17 protein-coding genes are annotated in these 14,149 nt (G+C 40.5%); 14 read left to right on the top strand and 3 right to left on the bottom strand.

The window, feature by feature from the left end; translation table 11 throughout:
* Positions 1–226 precede the first annotated feature (226 nt).
* The 7 genes from rplQ (at position 227) to rpsI (ending at position 5,306) form a co-directional block, all read left to right on the top strand.
* On the top strand, positions 227–589 hold the full coding sequence (gene rplQ, locus ACQKMF_RS26390; RefSeq protein ID WP_034304973.1) for a 50S ribosomal protein L17: 363 nt from the start codon (positions 227–229) through the stop codon (positions 587–589).
* A 366-nt stretch (positions 590–955) separates the two neighbouring features.
* The gene (locus ACQKMF_RS26385; protein WP_101225875.1) at positions 956–1,795 is read left to right on the top strand and encodes an energy-coupling factor ABC transporter ATP-binding protein; all 840 of its coding nucleotides are present in this window, start codon (positions 956–958) and stop codon (positions 1,793–1,795) included.
* Positions 1,771–2,637, top strand: a complete 867-nt coding sequence (locus ACQKMF_RS26380) for an energy-coupling factor ABC transporter ATP-binding protein (protein ID WP_053537046.1) — start codon at positions 1,771–1,773, stop codon at positions 2,635–2,637. Before ACQKMF_RS26385 ends, ACQKMF_RS26380 begins: the two co-directional genes overlap by 25 nt.
* The gene (locus ACQKMF_RS26375) at positions 2,637–3,434 is read left to right on the top strand and encodes an energy-coupling factor transporter transmembrane component T family protein (protein ID WP_101225877.1); all 798 of its coding nucleotides are present in this window, start codon (positions 2,637–2,639) and stop codon (positions 3,432–3,434) included. The genes ACQKMF_RS26380 and ACQKMF_RS26375 overlap by 1 nt, the downstream gene beginning before the upstream one ends.
* Positions 3,435–3,448: 14 nt before the next feature.
* Entirely contained in the window at positions 3,449–4,189 is a 741-nt protein-coding gene (truA, locus tag ACQKMF_RS26370) for a tRNA pseudouridine(38-40) synthase TruA (RefSeq protein ID WP_427575610.1), read from the top strand.
* Positions 4,190–4,455: 266 nt separating this feature from the next.
* Positions 4,456–4,893, top strand: a complete 438-nt coding sequence (rplM, locus tag ACQKMF_RS26365; RefSeq protein WP_034304960.1) for a 50S ribosomal protein L13 — start codon at positions 4,456–4,458, stop codon at positions 4,891–4,893.
* 20 nt (positions 4,894–4,913) lie between these two features.
* The gene (rpsI, locus tag ACQKMF_RS26360) at positions 4,914–5,306 is read left to right on the top strand and encodes a 30S ribosomal protein S9 (protein ID WP_034304957.1); all 393 of its coding nucleotides are present in this window, start codon (positions 4,914–4,916) and stop codon (positions 5,304–5,306) included.
* Positions 5,307–5,448: 142 nt separating this feature from the next.
* On the opposite strand, the gene ACQKMF_RS26355 is transcribed toward rpsI, so the two are convergent.
* Positions 5,449–6,918 (bottom strand): DHA2 family efflux MFS transporter permease subunit, encoded by a 1,470-nt coding sequence (locus ACQKMF_RS26355; protein ID WP_402945435.1) that lies wholly within the window; start codon positions 6,916–6,918, stop codon positions 5,449–5,451.
* Between the two features lie 155 nt (positions 6,919–7,073).
* Between ACQKMF_RS26355 and ACQKMF_RS26350 the strand changes: the two genes are divergently transcribed.
* The 5 genes from ACQKMF_RS26350 (at position 7,074) to ACQKMF_RS26330 (ending at position 11,235) form a co-directional block, all read left to right on the top strand.
* Complete coding sequence (locus tag ACQKMF_RS26350; RefSeq protein ID WP_101225880.1) at positions 7,074–7,622, top strand: TetR/AcrR family transcriptional regulator; 549 nt, start codon at positions 7,074–7,076, stop codon at positions 7,620–7,622.
* Between the two features lie 208 nt (positions 7,623–7,830).
* Positions 7,831–8,361 carry an ECF transporter S component gene (locus ACQKMF_RS26345; RefSeq protein ID WP_101225881.1) on the top strand — a complete coding sequence of 177 codons (531 nt, stop codon included), beginning with the start codon at positions 7,831–7,833 and terminating at the stop codon, positions 8,359–8,361.
* A 451-nt stretch (positions 8,362–8,812) separates the two neighbouring features.
* A complete protein-coding gene (locus tag ACQKMF_RS26340; protein WP_101225882.1) occupies positions 8,813–9,238 on the top strand; it encodes a DUF2521 family protein in 426 nt (141 codons plus the stop codon).
* A gap of 82 nt (positions 9,239–9,320) precedes the next feature.
* On the top strand, positions 9,321–10,037 hold the full coding sequence (gene cwlD / locus ACQKMF_RS26335; RefSeq protein ID WP_101225883.1) for an N-acetylmuramoyl-L-alanine amidase CwlD: 717 nt from the start codon (positions 9,321–9,323) through the stop codon (positions 10,035–10,037).
* A gap of 139 nt (positions 10,038–10,176) precedes the next feature.
* Positions 10,177–11,235: an Mrp/NBP35 family ATP-binding protein gene (locus tag ACQKMF_RS26330; RefSeq protein ID WP_101225884.1), complete on the top strand. Its 1,059-nt coding sequence runs from the start codon at positions 10,177–10,179 to the stop codon at positions 11,233–11,235.
* A 44-nt stretch (positions 11,236–11,279) separates the two neighbouring features.
* On the opposite strand, the gene gerD is transcribed toward ACQKMF_RS26330, so the two are convergent.
* A complete protein-coding gene (gerD, locus tag ACQKMF_RS26325; RefSeq protein WP_101225885.1) occupies positions 11,280–11,840 on the bottom strand; it encodes a spore germination lipoprotein GerD in 561 nt (186 codons plus the stop codon).
* Positions 11,841–11,977: 137 nt separating this feature from the next.
* Here gerD and ACQKMF_RS26320 point away from each other — a divergent pair, with 137 nt between their 5' ends.
* The gene (locus tag ACQKMF_RS26320; protein ID WP_230178751.1) at positions 11,978–12,658 is read left to right on the top strand and encodes a KinB-signaling pathway activation protein; all 681 of its coding nucleotides are present in this window, start codon (positions 11,978–11,980) and stop codon (positions 12,656–12,658) included.
* Positions 12,659–12,751: 93 nt separating this feature from the next.
* On the opposite strand, the gene pdaB is transcribed toward ACQKMF_RS26320, so the two are convergent.
* Positions 12,752–13,504: a polysaccharide deacetylase family sporulation protein PdaB gene (gene pdaB / locus ACQKMF_RS26315; RefSeq protein WP_101225887.1), complete on the bottom strand. Its 753-nt coding sequence runs from the start codon at positions 13,502–13,504 to the stop codon at positions 12,752–12,754.
* Between the two features lie 132 nt (positions 13,505–13,636).
* Here pdaB and ACQKMF_RS26310 point away from each other — a divergent pair, with 132 nt between their 5' ends.
* Positions 13,637–13,873, top strand: coding sequence for a hypothetical protein (locus ACQKMF_RS26310; protein ID WP_101225888.1), 237 nt, complete (start codon positions 13,637–13,639; stop codon positions 13,871–13,873).
* The last annotated feature ends 276 nt before the right edge of the window (positions 13,874–14,149 follow it).

Below are 14,149 nucleotides of genomic sequence, written 5' to 3'. Positions count from 1 at the left end.
GCTAATTAAAAGGATCAATCAAGAAAAATTGGAAGTAACACATGAAAAGCTCCCTGTTTCTTTTGTGGAGAGACAAACAACGAGATGAAGAAGTGAAAGCGAAACTAGAAGAATTAGGCTTAGGTCTTCGTAAAGACGACTGATAACATGGCGGAATCAATCCATTATGTTGTGAGCCTTGTTATAGACACACAATATAGAACTTCAACAAAGGAGGGAATCTCTAATGGGTTACAGAAAGTTAGGACGCACTAGCGCACAACGTAAAGCATTACTTCGTGATTTAGCTACGGATCTTATTATCCATGAGCGCATTGAAACTACTGAAGCACGTGCAAAGGAATTACGTTCTGTAGTAGATAAAATGATCACTCTTGGTAAACGTGGTGACTTGCATGCACGCCGTCAAGCTGCATCTTTCATCCGTAACGAAATCGCTGACGCTGAGAATGGCACAGATGCCCTTCAAAAACTATTCAGTGACGTGGCTCCACGTTATGAAGAACGTCAAGGTGGATACACTCGTATCATGAAAGTTGGTCCACGCCGCGGTGACGGTGCACCAGTCGTGGTTATTGAATTAGTTTAATAACAACGATGAAAAAGGGCGGGACAAATGAATATACTCACTTGTTCTATGCCCTTTTTCTTTTTTTAAAATAGAAATTCTGTACTTTAGAAATTCGCATTGAGTGTTACGATGGCTGGCGGAACCTGTATCATGCAGGGAGCCTTCACGTCTAGCTCAAGCATCCCTTCCCGCTTTTGATAAGCGATTATAAGATAACCTGTTTTTCGTAACAGGCCCGCTATTAGCTGCTCTTAATTTACCGAAAATTCTTTCGGTGGAAGGGGTGCAGCGTTTTTTTATATTTTCAGAAGGAAAATTACTATATTTATATTGAGTGAGCAGAGTTTAGTTTAGACGAGTGCAGTCGAGAATGAGGAGGGCCACATGGTGAAGAAGCTGGTTTCTTTAAATAATATTGTTTTTAAATATGAGGGTCAGTCTCGAAACGCCTTGGATGATGTGTCTTTTGATATTCATCAGGGGGAGTGGCTTGCGATTGTCGGACATAATGGCTCTGGCAAGTCGACATTAGCGAAGTTACTGAATGGTCTTCAGTTCGCTAACTCAGGTACCATTACGATTAATGATCAACTTTTGACAGAAGAATCAGTTTGGGATGTACGCCAGAAAATTGGCATGGTTTTTCAAAACCCAGATAATCAATTTGTAGGCACTACAGTTCAGGATGATGTGGCTTTTGGTTTAGAAAACGCCGGTGTTTCTCAGCAGGTTATGGTGGAGCGTGTTCATGGTGCGTTAAATAAGGTTAAAATGAATGCCTTTCTTAATCAAGAGCCGCACCATCTATCCGGCGGTCAAAAGCAAAGAGTGGCAATAGCAGGTGTAATAGCCCTGCAGCCAGACATAATCATCTTAGATGAAGCAACCTCCATGCTTGACCCAAGAGGCCGTGAAGAAGTGCTTGAAACAGTTAGGGAATTAAAGCAGGAAAACGATATTACTGTCATATCAATAACCCATGATCTTGAGGAAGCTGCGAAAGCTGATCGAATGATAGTCATGAACCAAGGTCGGCTATATCGTGAAGGATCGCCTCAGGATATTTTTGAATTAGAGGAAGAATTGATTGCTCTTGGTCTGGATATTCCCTTTTCAGTGAAACTAACCAAGGAGTTACAAAAAAATGGTGTTCGTGTAGTTGATGGGCATTTGACAGAGGAAGAGTTGGTGAAGGATTTATGCGAATTACACTCGATGATGTAGAATACCGCTATCAGGTGAATACTCCTTTTGAACATCTAGCTCTGCATGATGTCAATATTTCAATGGAGCCGGGAACCTATACCGCAATCATCGGGCATACAGGGTCCGGGAAATCCACGCTACTGCAGCATTTAAATGCTCTTTTAAAACCGACGAAGGGTCGGGTTTTCATTGGGGATCGGACGATTGAAGCCGGAAGAAAAGAAAAGGCTTTGCGGCCAATAAGACAAAAGGTCGGAATTGTTTTTCAGTTTCCGGAACATCAGTTATTTGATGAAACGGTTGAAAAGGATATATGTTTCGGTCCTATGAACTTTGGCGTTTCTGAAATTGATGCGAAGAAACTGGCCAGGAAAGCCATCGCGCAAGTCGGTTTGAATGAGGAAGTTCTTGAAAAATCTCCATTCGACTTATCCGGCGGACAAATGCGACGGGTGGCCATCGCTGGGGTCCTTGCCATGGAGCCGGAAGTATTGGTGCTTGACGAGCCTACAGCGGGTCTGGATCCGCGAGGACGCAAAGAAATCATGGATATGTTTTATGATCTGCATAAAGCAAGAGGCATTTCAACGATTCTGGTGACTCATAGCATGGAGGATGCAGCCAAGTACGCGGATGACATCATTATCATGCATAAGGGTACGGTGTTCAAAAAAGGAACCCCCCAGGAAATTTTCTCGGAGCCGGAACAATTAATGGAGCTTGGCCTGGATGTTCCTGATACGGTCCGTTTTCAACTAAAGCTCCAGAAGGAACTTGGTGTTCGATTTGATCACCCATGTCTTAATATCGGTGATTTAGCGATAGAAATAGATAAAGCCATGAAACGGGGGAACCGCTGATGCTGGATAAAATGATTATCGGGCGTTATGTCCCTGCAAATTCACTGATTCACAAGATGGATCCAAGGGCTAAATTGCTCCTCGTGTTCCTGTTTGTTTGTGTCGTCTTTTTGGCGAATAATGTCGTTTCTTACGGTTTGCTTGCTGTATTCACCATCCTATTGATCATTCTTTCCAAAATACCGCTTCGTTATCTTTACAATGGGTTAAAACCAATCTTTTTCTTGATCGTATTTACATTCCTTCTCCATATATTTTTTACGAAAGAAGGGGATTTGCTTTTTGAATACGGTTGGTTTGAAATCTATGAAGGCGGTCTGATTCAAGGGTTTTTCATATCAGTAAGATTTACTTTATTAATCCTTGTTACGTCACTTTTAACTTTGACGACATCCCCGATATCCATTACAGATGGAATGGAAGAGCTGTTGGGGCCCTTGAAAAAGTGGAAGATGCCTGTACATGAACTGGCATTGATGATGTCCATTGCCCTTCGTTTCATTCCAACGCTAATGGAGGAAACGGAAAAAATCATGAAGGCTCAAACTGCAAGGGGCGTTGACTTTTCATCTGGCCCGATAAAGGACAGGGTTAAATCGATTGTACCGCTGCTTGTTCCTTTATTTGTTAGTTCGTTCAAACGGGCTGAGGAATTGGCAACTGCCATGGAATCAAGAGGATACCGTGGCGGGGAAGGCCGCACGAAATATCGCCAATTGAACTGGAAGATGAGTGATAGTCTTTTGATGGTCTCAATCGGTGTTCTTACGGTCATGTTATTTTTATTACGTTCATAATAAGGAAGAGAACTATGCCAAAATATAAATGTGTGATCGCTTATGACGGCACGGATTTTGCTGGTTATCAGGTGCAGCCTGAGAAGCGCACCATACAAAGTGAATTCGAGGCAGTCTTGGCCCAAATGCATAAAGGCACAATTATAAAAGTGACTGCTTCTGGCAGGACAGATTCAGGGGTCCATGCAAAGGGGCAGGTACTTCACTTTGAATCGCCCCTTACATTCCCTACGGAAAATTGGGTAAAGGCGTTCAGCGCCCTTCTTCCGACCGATATCATCGTTCTGGAAGTCGACATCGTGCCTGACAATTTTCATGCAAGGTTCCATACGACTGGGAAAGAGTACCGTTATATCATAGCCCGCTCTAAACTGCGGGATCCGTTCCAGCGAAATTACGCTTATCATTATCCCTACCCATTAGATGGGGAGGCGATGAGGGAAGCAATCTCCTACTTGATCGGGACACATGACTTTACAAGTTTTTGTTCGGCTAAAACGGAAGTGGTCGATAAAGTTCGAACGATACAAGTGATGGATTTTGAAGAGAGCGATGGTTACATGGTTTTCCGCTTCGTTGGCGAAGGTTTTTTGTATAACATGGTGCGTATCTTGGTTGGGACGCTCCTGGATGTCGGCAGCGGCAAGATGTCACCCCATGATATGAGCGGGATTTTGGCCAAAAAGGACCGCAGTTTTGCAGGGAAAACAGCACCAGCCCAAGGCTTATATTTATGGAAAGTTTTTTACAAATAAAATTATTTTCGAAGTGATACCAGTTTTTTACAACTGGGAAACGAGATGAACTCAGTAATGGAGCGGTTTGACGCTACACTGACCTTTTTATGGAGTTGCAGAGAGTGTTTTATAGACAACTTATCCTAGTGTAACATTCCCTTGACAATGAATCTGGGAGAAGTTAATATAATATGGTATGTATTTTAATCCCACGATAAGCCCCGGAAGTTTATTGTGATTGAAAATAAATATAAAAAATTAAAAAGTTTTTTAGGAGGTTAACCATGCGTACGACATTTATGGCGAAAGCTAATGAAGTAGAACGTAAATGGTATGTGATTGACGCTGAAGGCAAAACTTTGGGTCGCCTTTCTACTGAAGTAGCATCCATCTTACGTGGTAAACATAAACCAACTTTTACACCGAACATTGACACTGGTGATCATGTAATTCTAATCAATGTTGAAAAAATCCACTTGACTGGTAAAAAATTGACTGACAAAATTTATTACCGTCACACTATGCATCCAGGCGGTCTTAAAACTAGAACTGCTCTTGAAATGCGTACAAACTACCCTGAGAGAATGCTTGAACTTGCTATCAAAGGTATGCTTCCAAAGAATTCTCTTGGTCGTCAAATCTACAAAAAATTACACGTATACGCTGGAGCTGAGCACCCACACGCTGCTCAACAACCAGAAGTATACGAATTACGCGGATAATTACTAAGGAGGTTACTATCTTGGCACAAGTTCAATATTATGGTACTGGTCGCCGTAAGAGCTCAGTAGCTCGTGTACGTTTAGTACCAGGCGAAGGTCGCATCGTTATTAACGGTCGTGACATCAATGAATATATTCCTTTCGCAGCATTACGTGAAGTTGTAAACCAACCACTAGTTGCAACAGAAACTACTGGAAATTACGACGTTCTAGTAAACGTTAGCGGTGGTGGATACACTGGTCAAGCTGGAGCAATCCGTCACGGTATCGCTCGTGCATTGCTTCAAGTTGATCCAGAATACCGTCCATCTCTTAAAACTGCTGGTTTACTAACTCGTGACCCACGTATGAAAGAGCGTAAAAAATACGGTCTTAAAGGCGCACGTCGTGCACCTCAGTTCTCAAAACGTTAATTCTATTACCGTTTCAAAGACTCTCAACCATTTCGGTTGGGAGTCTTTTTTTATGCCCGGAAAAGTGTGTCACTGGAAATATTAAAAAGCATATCTGGGATCTCCCGGATATGCTTTATTTTAAATACTCCATTTAATAATTTTAGTTATGAGATTCACCTTGGCTTTTTTTGATTACGGTCTTTCCCGGCATGAAGCATGCAAAAATTAATGCCACAAAAGATAAGATTAACATGAAAACATAGGCATCACTTGAGCCAAAGATGGAAGCTAATGCCTTTAGTTGAATAGCTGAAATATTTTCATTTTTCATTGATAGCTCAGAGGCATGCGAAGTTGCCTGCATTGTATACACTGTGATGACAACTGCCGTTCCAATAGCACCTGACAATTGGCGAATGGTATTATTTACAGCTGAACCATGGGAACCCAATTCTCTTGGTAAAGCATTCAACCCTGCTGTATTTAATGGCATGGTAATAAAGCTCAAGCCAATTCGTAATATAATGGTACGAACCATTAAATAGCTATAGGTTGTGGATTCGTTTATATCTATGACTCCCCACATCGAAACAATGATAAATACCAAACCTGTAATAAAGAGCGGTTTAGCACCATATTTATCATACATTTTACCTGTGACAGGGGATAAGAAGGCATTAATCACAGCTCCAGGTAATAACAGTAAACCTGCTTCAAATGCTGTAAAACCTCTTCCGTTTTGCAAGTAAATGGGTAAAAGAATTAAATCAGCATACATGATCATCGTAATTAGTACATTGATGAAAGATGTGAGAGTGAAAATTTTATAATTGAATACAGATAAATTTAATAATGGATCGCTGGATTTCATTTGTCGTAAACAGAATAGAGTCGACACGATCATTCCGACGAGTATTGCAGTAATGACAACGGGATCATCCCATCCCTTGCTTCCTGCGCTACTAAATCCAAATAATACACAGCCAAAACCAATCGTCGATAAAGTGACACTTATGATATCCAATTTTGCTTTTGTTGTCTCGGCAACATTCATTAAATATTTGAACGCTAGAACTATGACGATTAATATAAATGGCATTAACCCAATAAATAGCCATCTCCATGAAACATATTCAATGATAAAACCAGATAATGTAGGGGCTATGGCTGGAGCGAAAATCATCGCAAAGCCAATTGTCCCCATAATGCTTCCACGCTTTTCGCTAGGATATAAATATAAAATAACTGTCATCATTAGAGGCATAATAATCCCGGCACCAATTGCCTGAATCATTCTTCCCGTTAACAGCACACCAAAATTCCCTGCACATGCACAAAGTAAAGATCCGATGAGCAAAAAGAACATCGAGCTAATAAATAGCTGCCTTGTTGTAAACCGTTTCATTAAAAAGGCAGTAATCGGCACTAACACACCATTCACTAGCATAAATCCTGTTGATAGCCATTGTACAGTTGCGGCCGTTACATGAAATACATCCATTAAACCACTCAATGCAACATTTAATAGTGTCTGATTTAATGTTGATAAAAAACACCCAGCGATCAATACAATTAATAAAACTTTTTTATTTCCTTCCGTTATGTCCACTTCTGTCGACAACCCCTTCATTTTTGACTTGCATTCTCAACACCGTGTCGATAAAATCGATGGTAACAAAAAAATATGTTGCTTACCATGAACAGTTTTTTTGAAAATGTTCACTAATCGACATAGAAATATATGCTGTTGAGAAAGTCAGGGAAAAATCTATAAAGGAGTTAAAAATGTCTATACCAAAAAAAGAAGATCCTCGTACAATTCGGTCAAGGGAAATGTTTAAGGACGCTGTCATTGCTCTCTTACGCGAGGACCCCATAATTTCAAATTTAACGGTTCAGAAAATCGCAGACAAAGCAGGATTAAATCGGACAACATTTTACCTGCATTATCAGGATATTCAAGATTTACTAACGCAAATCACCGATGAGATTTTAAATGAGCTTTCCGATAAAATTTTTGCTTTAATACATGCAAAAGATTTATCAGAAAAACAACAGCTAACACAATTGCTTGATTATTTATATATTCATCGGGATTATTTACTTATTTTATTTAAAACGAATCAGTTTGAGGACCAGTTGTTTTCATTGTTAAAGCAATTAGTAGAAATTAGAAGGAAGAATACCAAAAAGGATCTACCTGCTGAATATGTTGACATTGACATTAAAACAGCCTCATTGGTAGGCATTATAATATGGTGGTTAAGAAAGGGGCTTCATTTTAGTTCAGATTATATTGCCAATCAAATATATTTAATGTACAAGGTGCAATGATGTTGGGGGTGTTCTTTGTCCGGAAAAAGATTTGTCCCATTTTCAGCATCAGATCCAAGTAAAAGGCCGCGGCGGCGTTGGTGACGGGTGTGTTCCATTTGTTTACACTTGAGTTTATTTATGTAATACAGAATTTTTTGTAAAATCCATATTTATTAAGTTCCTGTTTAGGAGTATGATAATACTTAAAAAAGAAAGAGGACTTCATATGAATTCAACATACTCACCAATTGAAACAACTAAAACAAAAGCCTTGGTCATCAATGCGCTATTCATTGCATTAACTCTTGTAGCGACAATGTTCATCAACATCAAGCTTCCAATAATGGGTAACGGCGGCCTGATCCATCTTGGTAACGTTCCCCTTTTTATAGCAGCCTTGGTATATGGCAAAAAAACAGGAGCGATAGCAGGCGCCTTCGGTATGGCCTTCTTCGACCTTTTCTCTGGTTGGGCAGCGTGGGCACCGTTTACATTCGTCATCGTAGGTACAATGGGCTTTCTAGCCGGCCTTATATCCGAAAAGGTACCGGGCAAGAGAGAATGGGTATACACTATGGCCGTTGCCGTTGCATTGGTTATAAAAATCGTCGGCTACTATTTTGTCGAGGTTATTCTTTATGGTAACTGGATACAGCCATTTGGCTCCATCCCAGGAAACGTGATGCAGGTCGTAATAGCCGGTATAATTGTAGTGCCGCTTGCTGGTAGATTAAAGAAAAGAGCTGGACAGATATAAAGTAAAACATGGGAAACCATTTCAAAACATTGTGTAGGCGCCACCGATAGAATTTAGGACAGTTTAAAAGTTATATCAAAGGACATCCGTTTACCATGGATGTCCTTTTATCTTAATAGATCTCAAATAGTATTGATCAAGGTTCAAAGAGACACACGCAGTGAGCGACCCAAGTCGACAAGGTCAGCCTCGGGTAGCGGCCTGAGTGGCGAGTTATGGGTGATAGTTCCGAGTTTTCTGCCATTAAACATCATCCGAAATGTTCAGTTTGCCCTTTGACCATGGAAGATAGCATTTTGCATATCGATACGCATTATTAAATTACTTGCCAAACCTATCCTTATTATTTTTTGCCAATGGAATAAATGAATGGTTCAAAATAGAAGGCTAAAACTAAATTATGTCTTGGGAAATAATTTTGGGAAATGGGGAATTGCCCCGGAGGTGAATTATGGCTGTGATATTAGGTTTACAGGAGATGCAAAGGGAAAGGCAATTGAAGTTCGAACGCAGGCTGCTCAGGGAACTTTCTATCGAGGATATGAAGGGAAGGATTCAGCGTTACTTCGGACAGGACTTGATGGATGTTTTGGAGGAGGGCTACTTTGATGTTGCCATCGAGGCTTATTTATTAGGAGCCAACTATAGTAAGTTTGGCTATTATGGTGAGTCGGAAGAAGATGTTAGGTCCAGGTGCTGGAAGGAAGAGAAATTTTTGGTGGATACTCTTTTTAACTTCATTTTGTATTGGCGGGAAGTTACGGCGAATAATGCTTTTGATGAGGGTTTGTTTTATTGCTGTGAAGGATTTGTAGGGGATTGGTGGCTGGACGGCTTTAAGACTGGTGAAAAACGATATAAAATGAAACTGCATTAGGAAGGCAAATTCCCATTCCTTGTTCTATTTCCATGGTTTGTCCCATACTTTTTAGTAGAGAGATCATGGAAGGGGAACGGTCATGCGCAGAAAGCTGAAATATACAGGAATCGCTATGGGATTGTTTGTCCTTTTTTTAATTGTAACTTTTAAATTTGTTGAAGATGATTCTTGGGACTCCTGGAACCTTCCGTTGGCAGGTAAGGTCATCATTCTGGATGCAGGTCACGGAGGAATGGACGGCGGGGCAAATGTACAAGAGATTATGGAAAAGGAAATTGCCCTTTCCGTTTCATTAAAGGTCAGGGACTATTTGCAGGAACAGGGTGCCCTTGTCATCATGACCCGTGAGAAAGATGAGGATTTGGCACAGGGAAATACAAAGGGGATCCGCCAGCGAAAACAGGAGGACTTACGGAATCGGGTTGAAATGATCAATGATTCGGAAGCGGACTTATTCTTAAGCATTCATTTGAACTCTTTTCCATCAGCGTCATCGAAAGGTGCCCAGACCTTTTATACAAGCAGGTTTGAAGAAAATGAACAGGTGGCAAAATTCATTCAGACTGAAATCATCAGGAACCTGGAAAATACAAAGCGTGATGCAAAAACGATTAATCATGTGTATTTGATGAATTATGCTAAGAAGCCGGGAGCGCTTGTGGAAATTGGCTTTCTTTCCAATACCGAGGAAAGGGAACGCCTTGTCAGTGATAAGTATCAAGAAAAGGTTGCCAGCTCGATTTATATGGGGATTTTACGGTACTTTACAGAGGGAAAACTATCAGAAGAAAAGTGATGTCTGGGTCTTGTAAGGTACAAGGCCTCTTTATTATGGGAAAATAATCAGGTTTTTCATGCGGGGCAGATAATAATCTTTCTTTCCGTAATATGTTATACTGAAAAATGGGAAAATAAAATTCAAAGGGGTGCTCGACTTGCTAACAGAAGAGAAAGTACTGAATTTATTAAAGGATCTTAAAGACCCTTTTCTACATAAAAACCTTGAAGAGACAAATGGAATTATAGAAATCAAAATAAAACCTGAAAAGAATCATGTAAGTGTTAAACTTGCGATTGCGAAAACGGGGACCGCCGAGCAAATGCAAATGCAATCGGAAGTTGTGGACTTACTGAAAACGAACGGAGCGGAATCGGTAGGCATCCGTTTCGCGGAGCTTTCTGAAGAGGAGTTAGCCAAGCACCGTGAAAGCATTCCTCAGGATGAAGCGGACCAAGGCTTGCTTGGCCCTAACAGCAAGACACAATTCATCGCGATCGCCAGCGGTAAAGGCGGAGTGGGAAAATCTACGATTTCAGTGAATTTCGCCACTTCACTTGCTCGTTTAGGTAAAAAGGTCGGACTGGTTGATGCCGATATTTATGGATTCAGCGTACCTGATATGATGGGGATAACAAAAAGACCGGTTGTTCGCGGGGAAAAAATCATTCCTGTAGAACGGTTTGGCGTTCAAGTTATCTCAATGGGCTTTTTTGTAGAGGATAACGCGCCGATCATATGGAGAGGGCCAATGCTGGGGAAAATGCTCAACAGTTTCTTTAATGAAGTGGAATGGGGAGATTTGGACTATTTGGTCCTTGACTTACCGCCGGGTACAGGCGATGTTGCTTTGGACGTTCATACGATGCTCCCATCATGTAAAGAAATCATCGTTACGACACCGCATCCGACTGCAGCCTTCGTTGCTGCAAGAGCTGGTGCCATGGCCATCAAGACAGAACACGAAGTCATTGGTGTCATAGAGAACATGTCATTCTTCGAAAGTAAAACGACGGGTGAAAAAGAATATGTCTTCGGAAAAGGCGGCGGAGAGAAGCTTGCAGAAGAGCTTCGTACAGAAGTTTTAGGTCAACTTCCCCTGCAACAGCCGGATTGGAACGAAGAGGACTTTGCTCCATCCATTTACGCAGCGGACCATAGGCTCGGCAGGATTTACGAAGATATTGCTAAGAAAGTCATTGAAAAACTACAATAAAAATAAGGCTGATTCCGATTGGAATCAGCCTTATTTCATTCTTTTTACTTTTTCTCCTTCTCAGCCGCTTTAGTGGCTGCTTTATCCAATTTCTCTTGCATTTTAGCCTGGACGAGAGGACTCTCCATGGTTTCGATGATCAGCTCTTTGTAGACCGACCGCATCTCCTTGGTTTTTAATAACTTATTCATTTCTTTTTCCATATCCGGTTCTTTCATTATTTCCATGAGCATTCCACGATACTGAGGATCGGCAGTTAAGTCCTTCAATACCTTTTTATGTTCGTCTTCTAATGCTTTAGCATACGCGGAAGCGAATTCGGGATCATTAAATGTCTTTTTCCAAAATTCCTTCCCTTTATCTGAAGTGACCATATCTTCAATGGATTTCTTAATGTCATCCGAATCCATAATAAGTTCAGCTTTCGTTTTGTCGTCAGTAATGATATCCTGGATGGCTTTTTTTCCATCATCTGTTTTCAAGATATCTACGACCATCTTCTTTGTCTCTTCATACTCCATTTTTTCTGCGCCTGCTCCATTTTGAGCACAACCGGAACAAACGAGTAAGAATGACGTGAAAAGCAAAGCAACTCCCACTCTCATACGCAGGGCCCCTTTCATCCTTCTTACTGTTAATATGGTTCCAATCGGCGATATTATTCCTTGGTGGAATAAGTGGATTTTTCCAAATTTGGTTGGTACAATTAAGGAAATGAAATAGAAATGTATGGAGGAAAACAATGAACAGCCGTAATTTAGTTAAATTGTTTTTAACAACATTGCTTATAGGTGGTGTAACGGGCGGAGTTGTAGGTTTCTTGGCCCGGTGGAATGAGTTTAAGCCTTATTTCTCTTCTTTTGATGCCAGTGCCATCCTATCAACTTTTATTTGGTTATTCGGTGTTGGATTAATTTTCAGTGTCATAAGCCAAGCTGGCTTTTTTGCCTATTTAACGATACATCGTTTTGGTCTCGGAATATTTAAAAGCGCTTCCTTATGGAATGCCGTTCAACTTGTACTCATTCTTTTTGTTGTTTTCGATCTTGTTTACCTGCGATACCTTAGCTTTGGTTCAGGCGAGGGGATCAGTTCCTACATCGTGTTAGCATTGGTTGTATTGGCCTCGGGGCTTGTTACAGCTTATTTCAAAATGAAACAAACGAATAAACAGTCATTCATCCCGGCTTTGTTTTTCATGGTCGTGTTCACGGTGTTGGAGTGGATACCTGTCCTAAGTGCCAATGATGAAAGCTGGCTTTACTTCATGCTGTTTCCATTGCTGGTCTGCAATGCTTATCAATTATTGGTCCTGAGCAAATTGATTGAAATTTCACAAAAGGAATTGGCCAGTAAAAGAGGGCGTAAGCAAACTCCGGCAAATGGAAAGATGAAAGCCGGTGAACTTGGTGAAGGCAGATAACCTATATGTATGCCGGGCCATACTTGAGGAAGTCAAAACATAAAAACTGCGTACTAAAGGTTCAAGGAGACCATTAGTACGCAGTTTTTTCAGTCAGCGAATTTCCTCACTGCTTGCTGATGAATTGGAAATCATCTCTGAAACGTTAACGAAGTTTAAATTTTTTGTTCGAAGTTCACTTATTAACTCCGGTAAAGCCTTATTCGTTTGTTTTGCTGAGTCTGAAGCATGTAATAAGATGATATCACCCTTTTGGGCCTTGGTGATGTTCTGTACGATCCGGTCCACACCCGGATTGGTCCAATCCTTTGAATCGATGCTCCAATGGACAACGGTGTATCCGAATTTCTCGCTGATCTTTAAGAGGCGTTTATCAAAGTGTCCGGTGGGAGCGCGTAAAAGTTCTATATTCTTTATATTAAGTTTTTTAAATGCTTCCTGGGCTTTAGAAATATCCCGGATGATTTCCTGATCTTCCATTTCGGAATAATCCTTATAATCGTAACCAAGGATGCCGATTTCATATCCTTCTTTCACAATTTCCGCTACTATGTCCGGATGACGTTCAGCCCAGGATCCCGAGAGGAAAAATGTGGCGGATTTAATCTCTTCCCTTTTTAATGTTTCTATTATCGGAGCGGCTTTCTCATCACCCCAGCCGATATTGAACGTGATCGCAACATTCTTTTCCCCTTTATAAACAGCTTTCGGCCCATCATCTGTAGAAAAAACGGGAGCATGAAGAATGTTTTGTACAAAAAGGAACCAAGCGGTAAAAAGTGCCGTAAGTAATATTAACGAATAATATTTGATCTTCTTGGCTTGAAGCACCATGAAAAATTTCATTAATCCATCCCCTTGTCCAAAGTACTCTTGTCTTCAAATTTATGCGCGAGGATTATTGTTATGCAAAAAAGTCAGTTGAAAATTCATAAAAATGCTGGCAATGGGGAATGCTGTCTGATGGAGGTGTGAACCATGCTCGGTTTATTGATTAATGACAAGGAAAAGATGGAATTGGAGTACCTTTTAAAAAGAGAGATGGATGAAATACTATTCGATCTGCAGGATGACAGAATCGATCACTTGGTCAAAAGAGCTATAAACGAGAAATATAACATCCTTTTCAGACTGTTTAAAAGGGTGAGCACCGAGGAGGAATGCCTAATCTATATGAGGGGAAAAAAGAATTTGTCTAAGTGGAATCAGTCATGAGATTCAAAAGTGAATTATATTCAAAAAATCTATTGACTATTGATTTATACGCTGGTATATTATAAAAGTTGCTGCAACGTAAAAGCTTTTGAAAAAGAATGAAAAAACTTTTTTAAAAAAGTTATTGACGAAGTAGTAATAAGATGTTAAGATATTAAAGTCGCTAAGAGATGCGGCGAACAAATTGCTCTTTGAAAACTGAACAAAACAAAGCGCCAACGTTAAATTTTAAGTGAGCACACACTATCAAAAAAGCAAATGAGCAAGTCAAACATT

Origin of the sequence: Peribacillus sp. NPDC101480 (assembly GCF_050277335.1) — a bacterium.
Lineage (GTDB): Bacteria > Bacillota > Bacilli > Bacillales > DSM-1321 > Peribacillus.
Note: the sequence above shows the minus strand (reverse complement) of the source record. Positions and strands in the feature narration are given on the sequence as shown.

Bases quoted from the DNA above. Each gene is read 5' to 3' on its own strand.
- ACQKMF_RS26380 (WP_053537046.1), top strand. From the start codon at position 1,771: ATGCGAATTACACTCGATGATGTAGAATACCGCTATCAGGTGAATACT.
- truA (WP_427575610.1), top strand. From the start codon at position 3,449: ATGCCAAAATATAAATGTGTGATCGCTTATGACGGCACGGATTTTGCT.
- ACQKMF_RS26375 (WP_101225877.1), top strand. From the start codon at position 2,637: ATGCTGGATAAAATGATTATCGGGCGTTATGTCCCTGCAAATTCACTG.
- ACQKMF_RS26320 (WP_230178751.1), top strand. From the start codon at position 11,978: ATGAACAGCCGTAATTTAGTTAAATTGTTTTTAACAACATTGCTTATA.
- rplQ (WP_034304973.1), top strand. From the start codon at position 227: ATGGGTTACAGAAAGTTAGGACGCACTAGCGCACAACGTAAAGCATTA.
- ACQKMF_RS26345 (WP_101225881.1), top strand. From the start codon at position 7,831: ATGAATTCAACATACTCACCAATTGAAACAACTAAAACAAAAGCCTTG.
- rplM (WP_034304960.1), top strand. From the start codon at position 4,456: ATGCGTACGACATTTATGGCGAAAGCTAATGAAGTAGAACGTAAATGG.
- gerD (WP_101225885.1), bottom strand. From the start codon at position 11,840: ATGAGAGTGGGAGTTGCTTTGCTTTTCACGTCATTCTTACTCGTTTGT.
- ACQKMF_RS26355 (WP_402945435.1), bottom strand. From the start codon at position 6,918: ATGAAGGGGTTGTCGACAGAAGTGGACATAACGGAAGGAAATAAAAAA.
- ACQKMF_RS26310 (WP_101225888.1), top strand. From the start codon at position 13,637: ATGCTCGGTTTATTGATTAATGACAAGGAAAAGATGGAATTGGAGTAC.
- ACQKMF_RS26350 (WP_101225880.1), top strand. From the start codon at position 7,074: ATGTCTATACCAAAAAAAGAAGATCCTCGTACAATTCGGTCAAGGGAA.
- pdaB (WP_101225887.1), bottom strand. From the start codon at position 13,504: ATGAAATTTTTCATGGTGCTTCAAGCCAAGAAGATCAAATATTATTCG.
- cwlD (WP_101225883.1), top strand. From the start codon at position 9,321: ATGCGCAGAAAGCTGAAATATACAGGAATCGCTATGGGATTGTTTGTC.
- ACQKMF_RS26385 (WP_101225875.1), top strand. From the start codon at position 956: ATGGTGAAGAAGCTGGTTTCTTTAAATAATATTGTTTTTAAATATGAG.
- ACQKMF_RS26340 (WP_101225882.1), top strand. From the start codon at position 8,813: ATGGCTGTGATATTAGGTTTACAGGAGATGCAAAGGGAAAGGCAATTG.